The organism is Thermosulfurimonas sp. (assembly GCF_015491435.1).
Lineage (GTDB): Bacteria > Desulfobacterota > Thermodesulfobacteria > Thermodesulfobacteriales > Thermodesulfobacteriaceae > Thermosulfurimonas_A.
This window is the reverse complement of the sequence record NZ_WFVX01000053.1, coordinates 1-14,356: the sequence shown is the minus strand read 5'-3', so window position 1 is coordinate 14,356 and position 14,356 is coordinate 1. Positions and strand designations below refer to the sequence as shown.

Below are 14,356 nucleotides of genomic sequence, written 5' to 3'. Positions count from 1 at the left end.
GGGTAGGGGGTGGGGTGGTCTTTGGCCCCAAGCCCCGGAGCTATGCGTTCAAGCTTAACAAGAAGGTGCGGCGGCTGGCGCTCAAAATGGCTCTTTCCAACCGGGTGGCGGTGGGAAATGTATATGTGGTTACGGACTTCGGGCTTGACGAAAGACCCAAGACCAAAAAGATGCTGGAGTTTCTTGATCGTTTCGGGACGCAGAACGCCCTGGTGGTGGTGCCGGAGCGGGACCTGGTGGCGGAGATGAGTGCCCGGAACCTTCCCAAGGTGAAGGTGCTCGCGGTGGAAGGACTTAATGTTTACGATATACTGGATCACGAATATCTCATCCTTAAGCAGGATGCTTTACCCAAAATCGAGGAAAGGTTAAGGAGAGCCCGATGAGTGTGGCCAAGGATCCGCGACAGATTATTTTGGCCCCGGTGATTACGGAAAAATCCATGTGGCTCAAGGAGAAGTACAATCAGGTCACCTTCTGGGTGCATCCCGAGGCCAACAAGATCGAGATCCGCAAGGCGGTGGAGGATCTCTTTAAGGTGAAGGTGGAAAAGGTGCAGACCATGCGGGTGAAGGGTAAGCCCAAGGGCCGGTGGCCGCGAGAGGGGCGCAGGTCGCTCCGCAAGAAGGCCATTGTGAAGCTGGCGCCTGGGCACAGCATAGAATTCTTCGAGACGGTGTGAGGTGAGTCATGCCGATCAAAAAATGTAAGCCGACCTCGCCGGGACGCAGGTTTCAAACCTATCTGGTGGATCCGGAGCTTTCCAAGAAGGATCCGGAGAAATCGCTGGTGGAGCCCTTAAAGAAGACCGGGGGTCGGAACTGTTACGGGCGTATTACCGTACGGCATCGAGGCGGCGGGCACAAACGGCTTTACCGCATCATCGATTTCAAGCGAGACAAAGACGGGGTTCCGGCCAAGGTGGTGGCCCTGGAATATGACCCCAATCGTTCGGCCAATATTGCTCTTCTTCAGTACGCTGACGGGGAGAAGCGGTATATTCTGGCTCCGGTGGGGCTCAAGGTGGGAGACGTGGTGATGAGCGGGGAGAATGTGGAGGTCAAGGTAGGGAACTGTATGCCGCTGAAGAACATTCCGGTGGGTACGGTGGTGCACAATGTGGAGCTTCGGCCGGGCAAGGGCGGGCAGCTGGCCCGGGCCGCCGGGGCCTTTGCCCAGGTGCTGGGTAAGGATGGACACTATGTGCACCTGAGGCTTCCTTCGGGTGAGATCCGGATGGTGCACGAACGTTGTCGGGCCACCATCGGACAGGTAGGGAATCTGGACTGGGAGAATGTGGTCCTGGGTAAGGCCGGGCGTTCGCGCTGGCTGGGAAGGAGACCCCGGGTGCGCGGGGTGGCCATGAATCCGGTGGATCACCCCATGGGCGGTGGAGAGGGGCGCACCCATGGTGGACGTCATCCCTGTTCGCCCTGGGGGCAGCTGGCCAAGGGGCTTAAGACCCGGGGTAAGAAGCCCTCGGATAAGTTCATAATTCGTCGTCGGAAAGGTTAGGGGGTGAATTAGAGATGCCGCGTTCCAAGAAGAAAGGGCCTTTTGTGGATGAGCACCTGATGAAGAAGGTGCTCAAGGCCAAGGAGACCGGAGACAAAAAGGTCATCAAGACCTGGAGTCGGCGTTCCACCATTGTTCCGGAGATGGTGGGGCTTACTTTTGCCGTGCACAATGGGCACAAGTTTATTCCGGTTTATGTGACCGAGAACATGGTGGGGCATAAGCTGGGGGAGTTTGCCCCCACCCGGACCTTTCGCGGGCATGCTGGAGACAAGGGCAAGGTAAAGGGGAAAAAGAGGTAAGGGGTAAGCTATGGAGGCCAGAGCGGTTGCCAGGTATGTGAGGATATCGCCTTACAAGGCGCGGCCGGTGATTGATCTTATTCGGGGCAAGGATGTACAGGAGGCGCTTCAGATTCTGGAGTTTACCCCCAAGAAGGCCGCGCGAATTATAAAGAAGGTGCTGGAAAGCGCTATTGCCAATGCCGAACACAATTACAATATGGATCCGGATCGATTGTATGTGAAGCGGGCCTATGTGGATGAGGGGCCGCGGTGGAAGCGGATCTGGCCGCGGGCCTGGGGTAGGGCCAGCCGGATCCTCAAGCGCACCAGTCATATCACCATTGTGGTGGAAGAAAAGATTTAAGGAGGGAGGGCCTTGGGTCAGAAGGTAAATCCCATAGGGTTGAGGATCGGGATCACGCGAACCTGGGATTCGCGGTGGTTCGGCAAGGGTAAGGAATTTGCTGAAGCGGTAAAGGAAGACTACGAGATTCGTAAGCATATCAAGAGTCGCCTGAAACATGCGGGTATTCCGCGTATCGAGATCGAACGGGCGGCCAACCGGGTGCGGATTATTATTCATTCGGCTCGTCCCGGAATTGTGATCGGGAAAAAGGGTGCGGAGATAGAGAAGTTGAAGCAGGAGCTGGCCCGGATCACCGGGGGTAAGGAGATAGTTATTGATATTGTAGAGGTCAGGCGGCCGGAGCTTGAGGCTCAGCTGGTGGCCGAGAATATTGCCGTGCAGCTGGAGCGGCGGGTGAGTTTTCGGCGGGCCATGAAACGGGCGGTGGCGCTGGCGCTGCGGTTCGGGGCCCAGGGGATCCGGGTGCAGTGCAAGGGGCGACTCGGAGGAGCGGAGATTGCGCGTAAGGAATGGTATCGTGAGGGCCGGGTGCCTCTTCATACCCTGCGGGCGGATATCGATTACGGGTTTGCCGAGGCCCTTACCAAATACGGAGTGATCGGGGTCAAGGTCTGGATCTTTAAGGGTGAGGTCCTGCCGGAAAAGGGCGGGGTCGGAGAGGCCCTGACTATATAGAGAGGGGTTTGAGCCATGCTTTTGCAGCCGAGGAAGGTTAAATATCGGAAGATGCAGAAGGGCCGGGTACGGGGCAAGGCCACCCGGGGATGTGCGGTGGAGTTCGGAGAGTTCGGGCTCAAGGCCCTGGAGGGCGGGTGGCTTACGGCCCAGCAGATCGAGGCCGGCCGTGTGGCCATCGTGCGCTGCGCCCGGAAGGGAGCCAAGATCTGGATCCGGGTCTTTCCGGACAAGCCCATCACCAAGAAGCCGGCCGAAACCCGAATGGGTAAGGGAAAGGGTTCGGTGGAAGGCTGGGTGGCGGTGATCAAGCCCGGGCGGATCATTTACGAGATCGAGGGAGTTCCGGAGGAGGTGGCGCGGGAGGCGCTCCGGCTGGCGGCGGATAAGTTGCCTTTTAAATGTAAAATAGTTTCCCGGGAGGACCGGCTATGAAGGCCAGCGAACTGCGGGAGCTCTCCATACCGGAGCTCAAGGAGAAATTGCGGGAGTTGCGGGAGGAGCTTTTCAACCTGCGATTTCAGAAGACCATTCATCAACTGGAGAATCCCATGCGGATCCGGCAGGTGAAGCGGGATATTGCGCGGGTGCTTACGGTCATCCGGGAAAAAGAACTAAATCTCCGTTAAGAAGGGCGAGCCATGGGGAAGAGAAAGGAATATATCGGGGTGGTGGTCAGTAATAAGATGGATAAAACCGTGGTGGTGATGGTGGAGCGTCTGGTGCAGCATCCTCTGTACAAGAAGTATATAAAGCGCCGGAAGAAATTCATGGCGCACGACGAACACAATGCCTGCGAGATAGGGGATCGGGTCCTGATTGAGGAGACCCGTCCTCTTTCCCGGCACAAACGCTGGCGGGTGAAGAAGATCCTGGAGCGGGCCCCCAAGCTGGAGGCGGCCGGAGCCGAATCTCCGGGGGAGGTTAGTTAGCCATGATTCAGCAGGAAACCATGCTCAATGTGGCGGACAATTCCGGGGCCAAGAAGATCATGTGCATCCGGGTGCTCGGGGGCTCCGGAAGACGTTATGCCCGCATCGGGGATGTAATCGTGGCCTCGGTAAAGGAGGCCCTGCCCAACTCCAAGGTCAAGGAGGGGGATGTGGTGCGGGCGGTGGTGGTGCGCACGCGAAAGGAGCAGCCGCGCAAGGACGGAACCACCATCCGGTTTGAGGAGAATGCGGCGGTGCTCATCAATCAGTACGGGGAGCCCATCGGGACCCGTATTTTCGGGCCGGTGGGGCGTGAGCTCCGGGCCAAGGGATTTATGAAGATAATTTCGCTGGCACCGGAAGTTCTTTAAGGGGAGAGGTTGGGGATGTTTTTCAAGAGAGCCAAAAGAAAGCTTCCGAAACCGCATGAGGCTAAATGTCATATTCGCAAGGGTGACAAGGTGGTGGTGATTGCGGGCAAAGACAGGGGTAAGGTGGGCAAGGTGCTTCAGGTGTTCCCGCGGAAGCAGAGGGCCATTGTGGAGGGAGTGAATATCGTCAAGCGGCACATGAAGCCCACTCCCTACAGCGAGGGTGGGATCGTGGAGAAACCCGCACCCATCCATGTATCCAATCTGATGGTCTTTTGCCCCAAGTGTAACCGTGGGGTCAAGATCGGTCGAAAGTTTCTGGAGGACGGAAGCAAGGTGCGGGTCTGTCGGAAATGCGGCGAGATTATAGAGGCTGAGGAGTAGGACCATGTCCTGGCTTAAGGAATATTATCAGGAGACGGTGGTGCCCCGGTTAAAGGAAAAGTTCGGGTATAAGAATCCTTTTGAGGTGCCGCGCCTGGAGAAGATCTGTGTGAATATGGGTCTGGGGGCGGCGGTGCAGGAGCCGAAGCTGATCGACGAGGCCCTTAAGGAACTGGCCCTTATTACCGGTCAGAAACCGAAGGTATGCCGGGCGCGGAAGTCCATAGCCGCTTTCAAGCTTCGGGCCGGGATGCCTATCGGGGTGATGGTGACCCTGCGTAAGAATCGCATGTACGATTTTCTGGCCCGGCTTATTCACGTGGCCCTTCCGCGGGTAAGGGACTTTCGGGGGCTTCCCCGCCGGGGGTTTGATGGCCGGGGTAACTATACCCTGGGCCTGGACGATCATACCATCTTCCCGGAACTCGATCCCAACGAGGTAGGAAGGGTGAAGGGGATGAATATTACCATTGTGACCTCGGCGGACACCGACGAGGAGGCCTACGAATTGCTCAAACTTCTCGGGGTACCCTTTAGGAGGTAGAGATGCCGCGCAAAGCTCAGCTTTTCAAGAAACCCAAATTCAAGGTCCGGCATCGGAACCGGTGTTCCATTTGCGGGCGACCGCGGGCCTATATCCGCCGGTTCGGGTTGTGCCGGATCTGTTTCCGTCGTCTGGCCTCGGAGGGGAAGATTCCCGGGGTGAGAAAAGCCAGTTGGTAAGGGGTGAGTGACCATGATGACCGATCCCATTGCGGACATGCTAGCCAGAATAAGGAACGCGCTTATGGCGCGGCACAAGACGGTGGAGATTCCGGCTTCCAGGCTTAAGCGGGAGATCGCTCGTATCCTCAAGGAGGAGGGCTACATCGAGGATTATGAGTTTGTGGCTGAAGGGCCGCAGGGGAAGATCGTGATCACCCTCAAGTATGACGAGGAGCGGCGTCCGGTGATTGCCGGTCTCAAGAGGGTGAGCAAACCCGGTCGCCGGGTTTATGCCGGAGTAAAGAAGCTTCCCCGGGTAATGGGGGGGCTGGGTATAGCCATTATCTCCACCTCGCAGGGGATTATGACCGACCACGAGGCCCGCAGGCGGGGCGTGGGCGGAGAGATCCTCTGTGAGGTGTGGTAAAGGGGTGAGAGGTCATGGCGGTAGAATCTCGCATCGGAAGAAGACCGGTTCCCATCCCCAAAGGGGTTAAGGTAGAGATAAAAGAGGGTCGCATTGTGGTGGAGGGCCCCAAGGGTAGGTTGGAAAAGCCCCTTCCTCCCATGGTGGAGATAGAGATCCAGGAGGAGGCGGTACGAGTAAAACCGCAGGAGGTGCGCAAGAAGCTGCAGCGCAAGGCCAAGGCCTTTCAGGGGCTTACCCGGGCCCTGATCAATAACATGGTCATCGGGGTGACCCAGGGCTTTACCAAATCCCTGGACATCATAGGTCTGGGTTACCGGGCCGAGCTCAAGGGGGAGGCCATCGAATTCCATCTGGGGTATTCGCATCCTATCCTCTTCAAGCTTCCTCCGGGGGTTCAGGCCAAGGTGGAGAAGGGGTCCGGGGAGGTTCAGGCTCGGGTGACCCTGGAGGGTATTGATAAAGAGCTGGTGGGGGAGACGGCGGCACGTATTCGCCGGTTGCGTCCACCGGAACCTTACAAGGGTAAGGGCATACGTTATACCGGAGAGCAGATCATTCGTAAGGCCGGTAAGGCCGGTAAGGCCGGGAAATAATCGGGGGGAATAGACCTCCCCGAAGGAGGAAGAGGAATGCTGCGGAGGGAAAGGTTAAAAAAGCTGGAGCGGAGGCTTCGGCGTAAAAAGCGGGTGCGCAAGAAGGTTTTCGGGACTCCGGAGCGTCCGCGTCTTTCGGTCTATCGGAGTGTCAAGCACATTTACGCCCAGATTATCGATGACACCAGGGGGCACACCCTGGTGGCGGCTTCGTCTCTGTCTCCGGAGATCCGGGAGCGCTGGGAGGAGCTGAAGAAGGAAGGGGGCAAGACTGCGGTAGCGCGTGCGGTGGGGGAACTTATCGGGCGCAGGGCGCTGGAGGCCGGGATCCGGAAGGTGGTCTTCGATCGGGGTGGTTTTAAGTATCACGGCCGGGTTAAGGCGCTGGCGGAGGGAGCCCGCAGTGCCGGGCTGGAATTTTAATCTTTCAGGAGGGAGATAGGTGGCCACGGCAAAGGGAACCGAAGAATTGATCGAGAAGATTATTTTTATCAATCGGGTGGCCAAGGTACACAAGGGTGGAAGGCGTTTTCGTTTTTCGGCCATTGTGGTGGTAGGGGATGGTAAGGGCCGGGTAGGTTATGGTCTGGGCAAGGCGCCGGAGGTACCGGACGCTATTCGTAAGGCCCTGGACAAGGCCAAAAAGAACATGATCCAGGTCCCGGTGATTAATGGGACCATTCCGCACGAGATTATCGTGGATTTCGGGGCGGCCAAGGTGTTGCTCAAACCGGGCCGGCCGGGAACCGGGGTGATCGCCGGAAGTACCATCCGAGCCATCATGGATGCGGCCGGGATCCGGGATGTGGTGACCAAGTGTATCGGGAGCACCAATCCTCACAATGTAGTGAAGGCCACTTTTAAGGCACTGGCCAGTCTTCAGAGCCCGGAATATGTGGCCAGGAAACGCGGTTTTACCCTGGAACAACTCCTGGAGAGGATCGGCCATGGGCAGAAAGCTTAGAATTACGCTGGTACGAAGCAAATACGGGTGGTCCAGGAAGCAGCGGGCGACCATAGCCGGTCTGGGTTTGCGCAGGATCGGGCATACGGTGGAGCGTCCGGATAATCCCTGTATCCGGGGGATGATCGAAAAGGTGAAACATCTGGTCAGGGTGGAGGAGATTGATGAGTGAAGAACTGATTACGCTGGCCAATCTCAGACCCTTTGCCGGGTCCAAACATAGGGAGAAACGGGTGGGACGCGGTCCGGGTTCCGGACACGGGAAGACCTCCTGTCGGGGTCAGAAGGGACAGCGGGCGCGGAGCGGCGGCGGGGTGCCTCCCTGGTTCGAGGGTGGGCAGATGCCGCTCATCCGGCGTTTACCCAAGCGAGGGTTCAAGAATCCCTTTCGGGTGGAATACGCGGTGGTAAATGTTCGGGATCTGGCGCGCAGGTTTTCCGCCGGGGAGGTGGTGGATGTGGAGGCCCTGAAACGGGTCGGCCTGGTGAAGGGGCGTGGCGTCAGGGTGAAACTTCTCGGGGACGGGGAGATCGACTTTGCCCTTACCGTACGCGTGCATGCGGTCTCCAAGAGTGCTAAAGAGAAGATAGAGAAGGCCGGCGGAAGGGTGGAGATTATCGAGGACTAGGATGCTCAGGACCTCCGGGGTAGAGAGTTTAGCCAATATACCGGAACTTCGGCGCCGGATTTTCTTTCTGCTGGCGGCGCTGGCGGTTTATCGAATTGCGGTACATGTCCCCACTCCGGGTATAAATGCCGAGGCCCTTCTGGCCCTTTTCAACCGGGCCGGGGGGACCATTTTCGGGTTTATAGACATGTTTTCCGGAGGGGCCCTGCGGCGGCTTTCGGTGTGCGCTCTGGGGATTATGCCCTATATCAGCGCCTCCATTATCCTGGAGCTCCTCACGGTGGTTTATCCCTCGCTCAAGGAGATGCAACGCGAGGGGCCGGAGGGGCGTCGTAAGATAGCCTATTATACCCGTTACCTTACCGTGGCTATATGTCTGGTCCAGGGGTTCGGCATTGCCATCGGCCTGGAGAAGATGACTGCTCCCAACGGAAACCCGGTGGTGATGTTTCCGGGCTGGGGGTTTCGACTCCTCACCATGATTACCCTGACCACGGGTTCCATGTTTCTGGTATGGCTGGGAGAACAGATTACCGAGCACGGGATCGGCAACGGTATCTCCCTGCTGATTTTTGCCGGGATTGTGGCCCGGTTGCCCTCGGCCATCATCCACACCTTCCGTTTCGTGAAGACCGGTGAACTTTCCGGGGCGGTTTTGCTTTTTATCCTGGCCCTGGTGTTCGGGGTGCTGGCCTTTACCTGTTTTATGGAGATGGCGCAACGGCGGATCCCCATTCATTATGCCCGGCGTATGGTGGGGCGTCAGGTGGTGGGGGGGCAGAGCACCTATCTGCCTATCAAGGTGAACACCGCCGGGGTGATTCCTCCTATCTTTGCCTCCTCGGTGCTCATGTTTCCGGCGACGATTTCCACCTTCATGCCCCTGGCCTTCTTTCAGAGCCTTTCGCATTATCTTCGTCCCGGGCAATGGCTTTATGAGATCCTTTATGTCATCCTGATCATCTTCTTCTGCTATTTCTATACCGCCATCATCTTCAATCCCCAGGATGTGGCGGATAATCTTAAAAAGTGGGGTGGTTTTATTCCGGGTATTCGTCCGGGGAGGGCCACGGAGGAGTTTCTGGATCGGGTCCTGAACCGGGTCACCCTGATTGGGGCCATCTATGTGGCGGCGATCTGTGTGCTTCCCACGGTACTCATTGTAAGATTTAACGTTCCCTTTTATTTTGGGGGTACGGCCCTTTTGATTGTGGTAGGTGTGGCCATGGACACCATGGCACAGCTGGAGGCACATCTTCTTACCAGGCGTTATGATAGCCTGGTGAAGGAGGGCCGGCTCAGGCGCCGGCGCTAAATTTAAGAGTAAGGAGGGGGTCATGAACATCGTATTTTTAGGACCGCCTGGGGCGGGGAAGGGGACGCAGGCCAAACGTATTGCGGAAAAGTACGGTATTCCCCAGATTTCCACCGGGGATATGTTCCGGGAGCATCTTTCCAAGGGCACGGAGCTGGGTAAGAAGGCCAAGGAATATATGGACAAGGGGCAGCTGGTGCCGGACGAGATAGTGCTGGGGATGGTGGAAGAGAGGCTTAAACAGCCGGACTGCGAGAAAGGGTTCATTCTGGACGGTTTTCCGCGCACGGTCCCTCAGGCCGAGGCCCTGGACGAGATGCTGGCCAAGTGGGGGAAGAAGATCGACTTTGCCATTGCGATTGAGGTGCCGGATGAGGAGCTGGTCAAACGGCTTACCGGGCGGCGGACTTGCAAGAATTGCGGGATGATGTATCATATCATTTTCAAGCCCCCCAAGGTAGAGGGCAAGTGTGATGCCTGCGGGGGTGAGCTTTATCAGCGGGCCGACGATAATGAAGAAACGGTAAGAAATCGTCTCAAGGTATATCATGAGTCCACGGCTCCCCTTATTGAGTATTATGAAAAGAAGGGTGTGCTCCATCGGATAGACGGCACGGGGAGCATAGACGAAATTTTCGAACGTATAGTAAAGATTCTGGGTTAAGTGCGTAGGGTAGCGACGGTTTCGGCCTCAAGAAGGATAAAACTCAAGGCCCCCTGGGAAATAGAACTTCTCAGGCGGGCCAATGTTATTGTTATGGAGGTGCTTTTGCGGCTGGCGGAGGAGTCCAAACCCGGGGTTTCCACCTGGGATCTGGAGATCCTGGCCGATACCCTGTGTCGCCGGCGGGGTGGGCGTCCGGCCTTTAAGGGGTATCGGGGGTATCCCTATGCCCTCTGTGTATCCATAAACCAGGAGGTCATTCACGGCATGCCCCGGGAGGACAAGGTCCTGCGGGAGGGCGATATTGTAAGTTACGACTTCGGGGTGGAGTATGAGGGGTATATCGGGGATGCGGCGCTTACCGTGGCGGTGGGGAGGGTTTCCGAGCTGGCCGAGAGGCTGATGAAGGTAACCGAGGAGGCGCTTTATCGGGGGATCGAGAAGGCCCGGGTGGGGAACCGGGTTGGAGATATTTCCGCGGCTATTCAGCGTCATGTGGAAGGAAACGGTTTTGCGGTGATACGGGATTTTGTGGGGCATGGAGTGGGGCAGAGTCTGCACGAGCCTCCGGAGGTGCCCAACTTCGGCAAACCGGGAAAGGGGCCCCGGCTCCAGGCCGGGATGGTACTGGCTATTGAGCCTATGGTGGTTACCGGAGATCCCGGGGTGAAGATCCTGGAGGACGGCTGGACGGCGGTGACCCGGGATGGGGGTCTGGCGGCCCATTTTGAGCATTCCGTGGTCATTACCGCCCGGGGGCCGGAAATCCTTTCCAGGATTTAGGGGAGGGGTATGCCTAAAGAAGATCACATTCAGGTAGAGGGTACGGTGGTGGAGGCGCTTCCCAACGCCATGTTTCGGGTGGAACTGGAGACCGGGCACAAGGTGCTGGCCCACATCTCCGGAAAGATGCGCATGCATTATATTCGGATCCTTCCCGGAGATAAGGTAGTGGTGGAGCTTTCTCCTTATGATCTTACCCGGGGAAGGATCGTTTATCGCGGCTCCAAAAAGGATCGAGGAGGCAGGTAAGATGAAGGTTTCGGCGTCGGTGAAGAAGCGTTGTCGGAAGTGTCGGATCATCCGGCGGAAGGGTGTGGTGCGGGTGATCTGTGAAAATCCCCGACACAAACAGCGTCAGGGTTAGGAGGTGAGACGGTGGCCCGGGTTGCAGGAGTAGAGATACCGGACAACAAGCCGGTGGAGATTGCCCTTACCTACATCTATGGGATCGGTCGGACCTCGGCCCAGAAGATCCTGACCAAGGCCGGGGTGGACTGGTTCAAGAAGACGCGGGAGCTCACCGAGGAGGAGCTTACGCGCATTCGGCAGATTATCGAAAGGGAATACAAGGTAGAAGGGGATCTGCGGCGGGAAGTGGCCCAGAACATCCGGCGGCTCATGGATATCGGTTGTTATCGTGGGCTGAGACACAAGATGGGGCTTCCGGTGCGAGGGCAGCGTACCCGTTCTAACGCTCGCACCCGAAAGGGTCCGCGGCCTTCCTCCCTCAGGGGGCGCAAGAAAAAGTAAAGGAGTGAAGAGATATGGCACGCAAGGGGCGCAGGAAGAAAAAGGTCAAAAAGAATGTTCCGGAGGGTATAGCCCATATTCATGCCACCTTCAATAATACCATCGTGACCATTACCGACCGGCAGGGCAATACCATTGCCTGGGCCAGCGGTGGAACAGAGGGCTTCAAGGGTACCCGGAAGGGGACTCCGTATGCGGCGCAGCTTGCGGCCCAGGCGGCGGCCAAGAAGGCCATGGAGCAGGGGATGAAGAAGGTCTGGGTCTATATCAAGGGGCCTGGTCCGGGGCGAGAGGCGGCGCTCAGAGCCCTGCAGGCCGCGGGTCTCAAGATTACCTTTATCCGGGATGTAACCCCCATTCCTCACGACGGTTGTCGTCCACCCAAGAGGCGACGGGTATAAAAACTTAGAGGGAGGAGGTATTAGCCTTGGCCAGATATACGGGACCGAGATGTCGTTTGTGTCGTCGGGAGGGCATGAAGCTCTTCCTGAAAGGGGAACGTTGTTATACCGACAAGTGTGCTTTTGAGCGGCGGAGCTATCCTCCGGGGCAGCACGGGCAGGCCCAGCTGCGGGTAAAGCTTTCGGACTATGGGATCCGGCTGCGGGAGAAGCAGAAGGTAAAACGCATGTACGGGGTCTCGGAGAAGCAATTTCGTCGCTACTTCGAGAAGGCCGTCCGCATGAAGGGGCAGGCCGGACACAACCTGCTTCAGCTTCTGGAGCGACGGCTGGACAATGTGGTTTACCGGCTGGGTTTTGCAGCCTCGCGGGCCCAGGCCCGTCAGATGGTGGCCCACGGCTGGTTTAAGGTGGACGGAAAGACGGTGGATATTCCCTCCTATCTGGTGGATCCGGGAGAGGTGATCGAGCTCAAGGAGAAGTATCGGAATAATCCCCAGGTTCAGGAAAATCTGGAGGCCGTGGCCCGGCGCGGGATCCCGCAGTGGCTGGAACTGGATGCGGAAAACTTCCGGGGCGTGGTCAAGGCCTTGCCGACCAGGGAAGACATCACCATGCCCATCCAGGAAAGCCTGATCGTGGAGTTCTACTCCCGCTAAAAAGAGACCGGGGTGGAGATATGAACACTTTGATAGAAAAGGTAGGGAATGTAGTTTTGATTCGACCTCAGGAGATAAAAGTCCATCGGGACTCGCGTCCACCTTACTACGGAAAGTTTATTATCGAGCCTTTTGAGCGGGGATTCGGTACCACCATAGGGAATGCTTTGCGACGGATATTGCTTTCCTCCATTCCGGGTGCGGCTATTACCGCGGTTCGTATCGAGGGAGCGGCCCATGAGTTTACCAATCTGCCCGGAATCATCGAGGATGTTACCGATATCATCCTCAATCTCAAGGGAGTGCGGTTCCGGTTGAAGGGAGAGGGGCCCTATGTATTTCGCCTGGAAAAACGGGGCGAGGGAGAGGTCAAGGCCGGGGATATTGATACCGAAGGCCTGGCCGAGGTGGTGAATCCCGAGCATCATATCGCCACCCTGAACAAAGATGGGGTGCTTTCCATGGAACTTCAGGTGGAGATGGGGCGGGGATACATTCCGGCGGATTACGACCGTCAGAAACAGAAGATCGGGATTATTCCGGTAGATGCGGTATTTTCTCCCATTGTTCGGGCCAACTTTTCCGTTACCCAGACCCGGGTGGGAAAAAGCAGTGAATTCGATCGGCTGGTGCTGGAGGTCTGGACCGACGGAACCATAGACCCGGAGGAAGCGGTTCGCCGGGCGGCTCATATCCTGCGGGAGCAGCTGATCATCTTCGGAGAGGAAAAAGCGGACCTCGAGGTTCCGAGAGAAGAGGAGCAGGAGAAAAAGGTTCTGGAGGAGTATCTTAACCAACCGGTGGAGACCCTGGAGATTTCCTCCCGTTCTCTTAATTGTCTGCTTAATGCCGGAATCAAATATATCGGCGATCTGGTTACCCGTACCGAAGCGGAGATGCTTCGAATCAAGAATTTCGGGAAGAAATCCCTTGAGGAGATCCGGGATCGTCTCAAACAACTGGGGCTGGACTACGGGATGCCTATAGAATGGCAACCTCCGGAGGAAAAATGAGCCAAAGGAGCGGGCTATGAGACACCGAAAGAGAAGTCGTCGGCTGGTTACCAAATGGGAACATCGAATTTCCCTGATGCGCAATCAGGTTACGGATCTTCTGCGCCACGGGCGTATTACCACCACCCTGGCCAAGGCCAAGGAGTTGCGTCGGGTGGCGGATCGCATGATTACCCTGGCCAAACGGGGGGATCTGGCCTCCCGGCGCCGGGCGCTGGCCTTCATCCGGGACAAGGCAGTAGTAAGGAAACTCTTCGGCGAACTGCGGGAGAAATACATGGATCGTCCCGGGGGTTACACCCGGATCGTGAAGATCGGCCCGCGGCGCGGGGATGCGGCCATGATGGCCATCGTGGAATTGGTGGAGGAGAAGCTTCAGCATAAGCGTTCCAAAAAGAAGATCGAGGCGGAGAGGAAGGCCGAAAAGGAGATTCGCGAGGCTCTGAAGAAGGAAGAGGCGAAAACTTCTGAGGAGCCAAAAGCCGAGGCGGCTCCTTCGGAAGAGGAGACCTCGAGCCCTCAAGTCGAGGACGCATCCTCCGGGGAAGTCTCAAGCGAGGATCAAGCTAAGGTCTCACCCGGGTCTGAAACTTCCAAGGCAGTCTGAGTTTTCTTCCTAACGCCCAAACTCAGCGGCCCGGCATAAGCCGGGTCCGCTGAAGCGATTTGTTAGATATTTAAAATTTTCTTTACTTCTTCCAATGAATATCCAGGTTTATCTTTTTCCTCTTCTTTAGCTTCTCTTAAAGCTTTTAAATCTTCATAATCTTCTGCTATTTCCTTGAGTTTCAAAAACTCTTCATAACTCAGAATAACAAATTCTTTTTTCCCATTTTTTTCTAAAATAATTGGCGCCATAACAATTCCCTCAAAAATTATTTGTAAGCATCTTTTCTGTGAAGAATCCGGTAAATTATTATTT

The 14,356-nt window shown here is 56.8% G+C and carries 30 protein-coding genes; 29 read left to right on the top strand and 1 reads right to left on the bottom strand.

The features are described 5' to 3' along the window. The 29 genes from rplD to rplQ all read left to right on the top strand — a co-directional run. On the top strand, nucleotides 1–386 hold a 386-nt coding region (gene rplD / locus F8J34_RS02485; RefSeq protein WP_297056203.1), incomplete at its 5' end, for a 50S ribosomal protein L4. Beyond that, nucleotides 383–682, top strand: a complete 300-nt coding sequence (rplW, locus tag F8J34_RS02480; protein ID WP_297056201.1) for a 50S ribosomal protein L23 — start codon at nucleotides 383–385, stop codon at nucleotides 680–682. The genes rplD and rplW, both read left to right, overlap by 4 nt. A gap of 8 nt (nucleotides 683–690) precedes the next feature. Continuing rightward, complete coding sequence (gene rplB / locus F8J34_RS02475; RefSeq protein ID WP_297056199.1) at nucleotides 691–1,515, top strand: 50S ribosomal protein L2; 825 nt, start codon at nucleotides 691–693, stop codon at nucleotides 1,513–1,515. Between the two features lie 14 nt (nucleotides 1,516–1,529). Next, complete coding sequence (gene rpsS, locus F8J34_RS02470; protein WP_297056197.1) at nucleotides 1,530–1,817, top strand: 30S ribosomal protein S19; 288 nt, start codon at nucleotides 1,530–1,532, stop codon at nucleotides 1,815–1,817. A gap of 10 nt (nucleotides 1,818–1,827) precedes the next feature. Continuing rightward, nucleotides 1,828–2,163 carry a 50S ribosomal protein L22 gene (rplV, locus tag F8J34_RS02465; RefSeq protein WP_297056195.1) on the top strand — a complete coding sequence of 112 codons (336 nt, stop codon included), beginning with the start codon at nucleotides 1,828–1,830 and terminating at the stop codon, nucleotides 2,161–2,163. A 12-nt stretch (nucleotides 2,164–2,175) separates the two neighbouring features. Next, nucleotides 2,176–2,841, top strand: a complete 666-nt coding sequence (gene rpsC / locus F8J34_RS02460; protein ID WP_297056193.1) for a 30S ribosomal protein S3 — start codon at nucleotides 2,176–2,178, stop codon at nucleotides 2,839–2,841. Between the two features lie 15 nt (nucleotides 2,842–2,856). After that, nucleotides 2,857–3,276 carry a 50S ribosomal protein L16 gene (gene rplP, locus F8J34_RS02455; RefSeq protein ID WP_297056192.1) on the top strand — a complete coding sequence of 140 codons (420 nt, stop codon included), beginning with the start codon at nucleotides 2,857–2,859 and terminating at the stop codon, nucleotides 3,274–3,276. After that, on the top strand, nucleotides 3,273–3,470 hold the full coding sequence (rpmC, locus tag F8J34_RS02450) for a 50S ribosomal protein L29 (RefSeq protein ID WP_297056190.1): 198 nt from the start codon (nucleotides 3,273–3,275) through the stop codon (nucleotides 3,468–3,470). Before rplP ends, rpmC begins: the two co-directional genes overlap by 4 nt. 12 nt (nucleotides 3,471–3,482) lie before the next feature. Then, the gene (gene rpsQ, locus F8J34_RS02445) at nucleotides 3,483–3,773 is read left to right on the top strand and encodes a 30S ribosomal protein S17 (protein WP_297056188.1); all 291 of its coding nucleotides are present in this window, start codon (nucleotides 3,483–3,485) and stop codon (nucleotides 3,771–3,773) included. A gap of 2 nt (nucleotides 3,774–3,775) precedes the next feature. Next, on the top strand, nucleotides 3,776–4,144 hold the full coding sequence (gene rplN, locus F8J34_RS02440; RefSeq protein ID WP_297056187.1) for a 50S ribosomal protein L14: 369 nt from the start codon (nucleotides 3,776–3,778) through the stop codon (nucleotides 4,142–4,144). 15 nt (nucleotides 4,145–4,159) lie between these two features. After that, nucleotides 4,160–4,528 carry a 50S ribosomal protein L24 gene (gene rplX / locus F8J34_RS02435; protein WP_297056186.1) on the top strand — a complete coding sequence of 123 codons (369 nt, stop codon included), beginning with the start codon at nucleotides 4,160–4,162 and terminating at the stop codon, nucleotides 4,526–4,528. 4 nt (nucleotides 4,529–4,532) lie between these two features. Continuing rightward, the gene (rplE, locus tag F8J34_RS02430; RefSeq protein WP_297056184.1) at nucleotides 4,533–5,072 is read left to right on the top strand and encodes a 50S ribosomal protein L5; all 540 of its coding nucleotides are present in this window, start codon (nucleotides 4,533–4,535) and stop codon (nucleotides 5,070–5,072) included. Between the two features lie 2 nt (nucleotides 5,073–5,074). Further along, on the top strand, nucleotides 5,075–5,251 hold the full coding sequence (locus F8J34_RS02425) for a type Z 30S ribosomal protein S14 (RefSeq protein ID WP_297056182.1): 177 nt from the start codon (nucleotides 5,075–5,077) through the stop codon (nucleotides 5,249–5,251). Nucleotides 5,252–5,264: 13 nt separating this feature from the next. Then, entirely contained in the window at nucleotides 5,265–5,660 is a 396-nt protein-coding gene (rpsH, locus tag F8J34_RS02420; protein ID WP_297056180.1) for a 30S ribosomal protein S8, read from the top strand. 14 nt (nucleotides 5,661–5,674) lie between these two features. After that, nucleotides 5,675–6,256, top strand: a complete 582-nt coding sequence (rplF, locus tag F8J34_RS02415; protein WP_297056178.1) for a 50S ribosomal protein L6 — start codon at nucleotides 5,675–5,677, stop codon at nucleotides 6,254–6,256. A 36-nt stretch (nucleotides 6,257–6,292) separates the two neighbouring features. After that, nucleotides 6,293–6,679 carry a 50S ribosomal protein L18 gene (rplR, locus tag F8J34_RS02410; RefSeq protein WP_297056176.1) on the top strand — a complete coding sequence of 129 codons (387 nt, stop codon included), beginning with the start codon at nucleotides 6,293–6,295 and terminating at the stop codon, nucleotides 6,677–6,679. Between the two features lie 19 nt (nucleotides 6,680–6,698). Beyond that, nucleotides 6,699–7,220, top strand: coding sequence for a 30S ribosomal protein S5 (gene rpsE / locus F8J34_RS02405; RefSeq protein WP_297056174.1), 522 nt, complete (start codon nucleotides 6,699–6,701; stop codon nucleotides 7,218–7,220). Beyond that, nucleotides 7,204–7,392, top strand: a complete 189-nt coding sequence (gene rpmD, locus F8J34_RS02400) for a 50S ribosomal protein L30 (RefSeq protein ID WP_297056172.1) — start codon at nucleotides 7,204–7,206, stop codon at nucleotides 7,390–7,392. The genes rpsE and rpmD overlap by 17 nt, the downstream gene beginning before the upstream one ends. Further along, a complete protein-coding gene (rplO, locus tag F8J34_RS02395) occupies nucleotides 7,385–7,849 on the top strand; it encodes a 50S ribosomal protein L15 (protein WP_363315401.1) in 465 nt (154 codons plus the stop codon). Before rpmD ends, rplO begins: the two co-directional genes overlap by 8 nt. 1 nt (nucleotide 7,850) lies before the next feature. Next, complete coding sequence (gene secY / locus F8J34_RS02390; RefSeq protein WP_297056170.1) at nucleotides 7,851–9,164, top strand: preprotein translocase subunit SecY; 1,314 nt, start codon at nucleotides 7,851–7,853, stop codon at nucleotides 9,162–9,164. A gap of 22 nt (nucleotides 9,165–9,186) precedes the next feature. Further along, complete coding sequence (locus F8J34_RS02385; protein ID WP_297056168.1) at nucleotides 9,187–9,828, top strand: adenylate kinase; 642 nt, start codon at nucleotides 9,187–9,189, stop codon at nucleotides 9,826–9,828. Then, nucleotides 9,829–10,611: a type I methionyl aminopeptidase gene (gene map, locus F8J34_RS02380; protein WP_297056166.1), complete on the top strand. Its 783-nt coding sequence runs from the start codon at nucleotides 9,829–9,831 to the stop codon at nucleotides 10,609–10,611. A gap of 9 nt (nucleotides 10,612–10,620) precedes the next feature. After that, nucleotides 10,621–10,860 (top strand): translation initiation factor IF-1, encoded by a 240-nt coding sequence (infA, locus tag F8J34_RS02375; RefSeq protein WP_297056164.1) that lies wholly within the window; start codon nucleotides 10,621–10,623, stop codon nucleotides 10,858–10,860. 1 nt (nucleotide 10,861) lies between these two features. Then, nucleotides 10,862–10,975, top strand: a complete 114-nt coding sequence (gene rpmJ / locus F8J34_RS02370; RefSeq protein ID WP_068669417.1) for a 50S ribosomal protein L36 — start codon at nucleotides 10,862–10,864, stop codon at nucleotides 10,973–10,975. Nucleotides 10,976–10,986: 11 nt separating this feature from the next. After that, nucleotides 10,987–11,361 carry a 30S ribosomal protein S13 gene (gene rpsM / locus F8J34_RS02365; RefSeq protein ID WP_297056159.1) on the top strand — a complete coding sequence of 125 codons (375 nt, stop codon included), beginning with the start codon at nucleotides 10,987–10,989 and terminating at the stop codon, nucleotides 11,359–11,361. A 14-nt stretch (nucleotides 11,362–11,375) separates the two neighbouring features. Further along, complete coding sequence (gene rpsK / locus F8J34_RS02360) at nucleotides 11,376–11,762, top strand: 30S ribosomal protein S11 (protein ID WP_297056157.1); 387 nt, start codon at nucleotides 11,376–11,378, stop codon at nucleotides 11,760–11,762. A 26-nt stretch (nucleotides 11,763–11,788) separates the two neighbouring features. Then, a complete protein-coding gene (gene rpsD / locus F8J34_RS02355; protein ID WP_297056155.1) occupies nucleotides 11,789–12,421 on the top strand; it encodes a 30S ribosomal protein S4 in 633 nt (210 codons plus the stop codon). A 20-nt stretch (nucleotides 12,422–12,441) separates the two neighbouring features. Continuing rightward, on the top strand, nucleotides 12,442–13,434 hold the full coding sequence (locus F8J34_RS02350; RefSeq protein ID WP_297056154.1) for a DNA-directed RNA polymerase subunit alpha: 993 nt from the start codon (nucleotides 12,442–12,444) through the stop codon (nucleotides 13,432–13,434). Between the two features lie 16 nt (nucleotides 13,435–13,450). Next, a complete protein-coding gene (rplQ, locus tag F8J34_RS09730; protein ID WP_363315400.1) occupies nucleotides 13,451–14,041 on the top strand; it encodes a 50S ribosomal protein L17 in 591 nt (196 codons plus the stop codon). 62 nt (nucleotides 14,042–14,103) lie between these two features. Here the strand turns inward: rplQ and F8J34_RS02340 are convergent, their stop codons facing one another. After that, nucleotides 14,104–14,292 (bottom strand): type II toxin-antitoxin system Phd/YefM family antitoxin, encoded by a 189-nt coding sequence (locus F8J34_RS02340; RefSeq protein ID WP_363315402.1) that lies wholly within the window; start codon nucleotides 14,290–14,292, stop codon nucleotides 14,104–14,106. Nucleotides 14,293–14,356 lie beyond the last annotated feature (64 nt).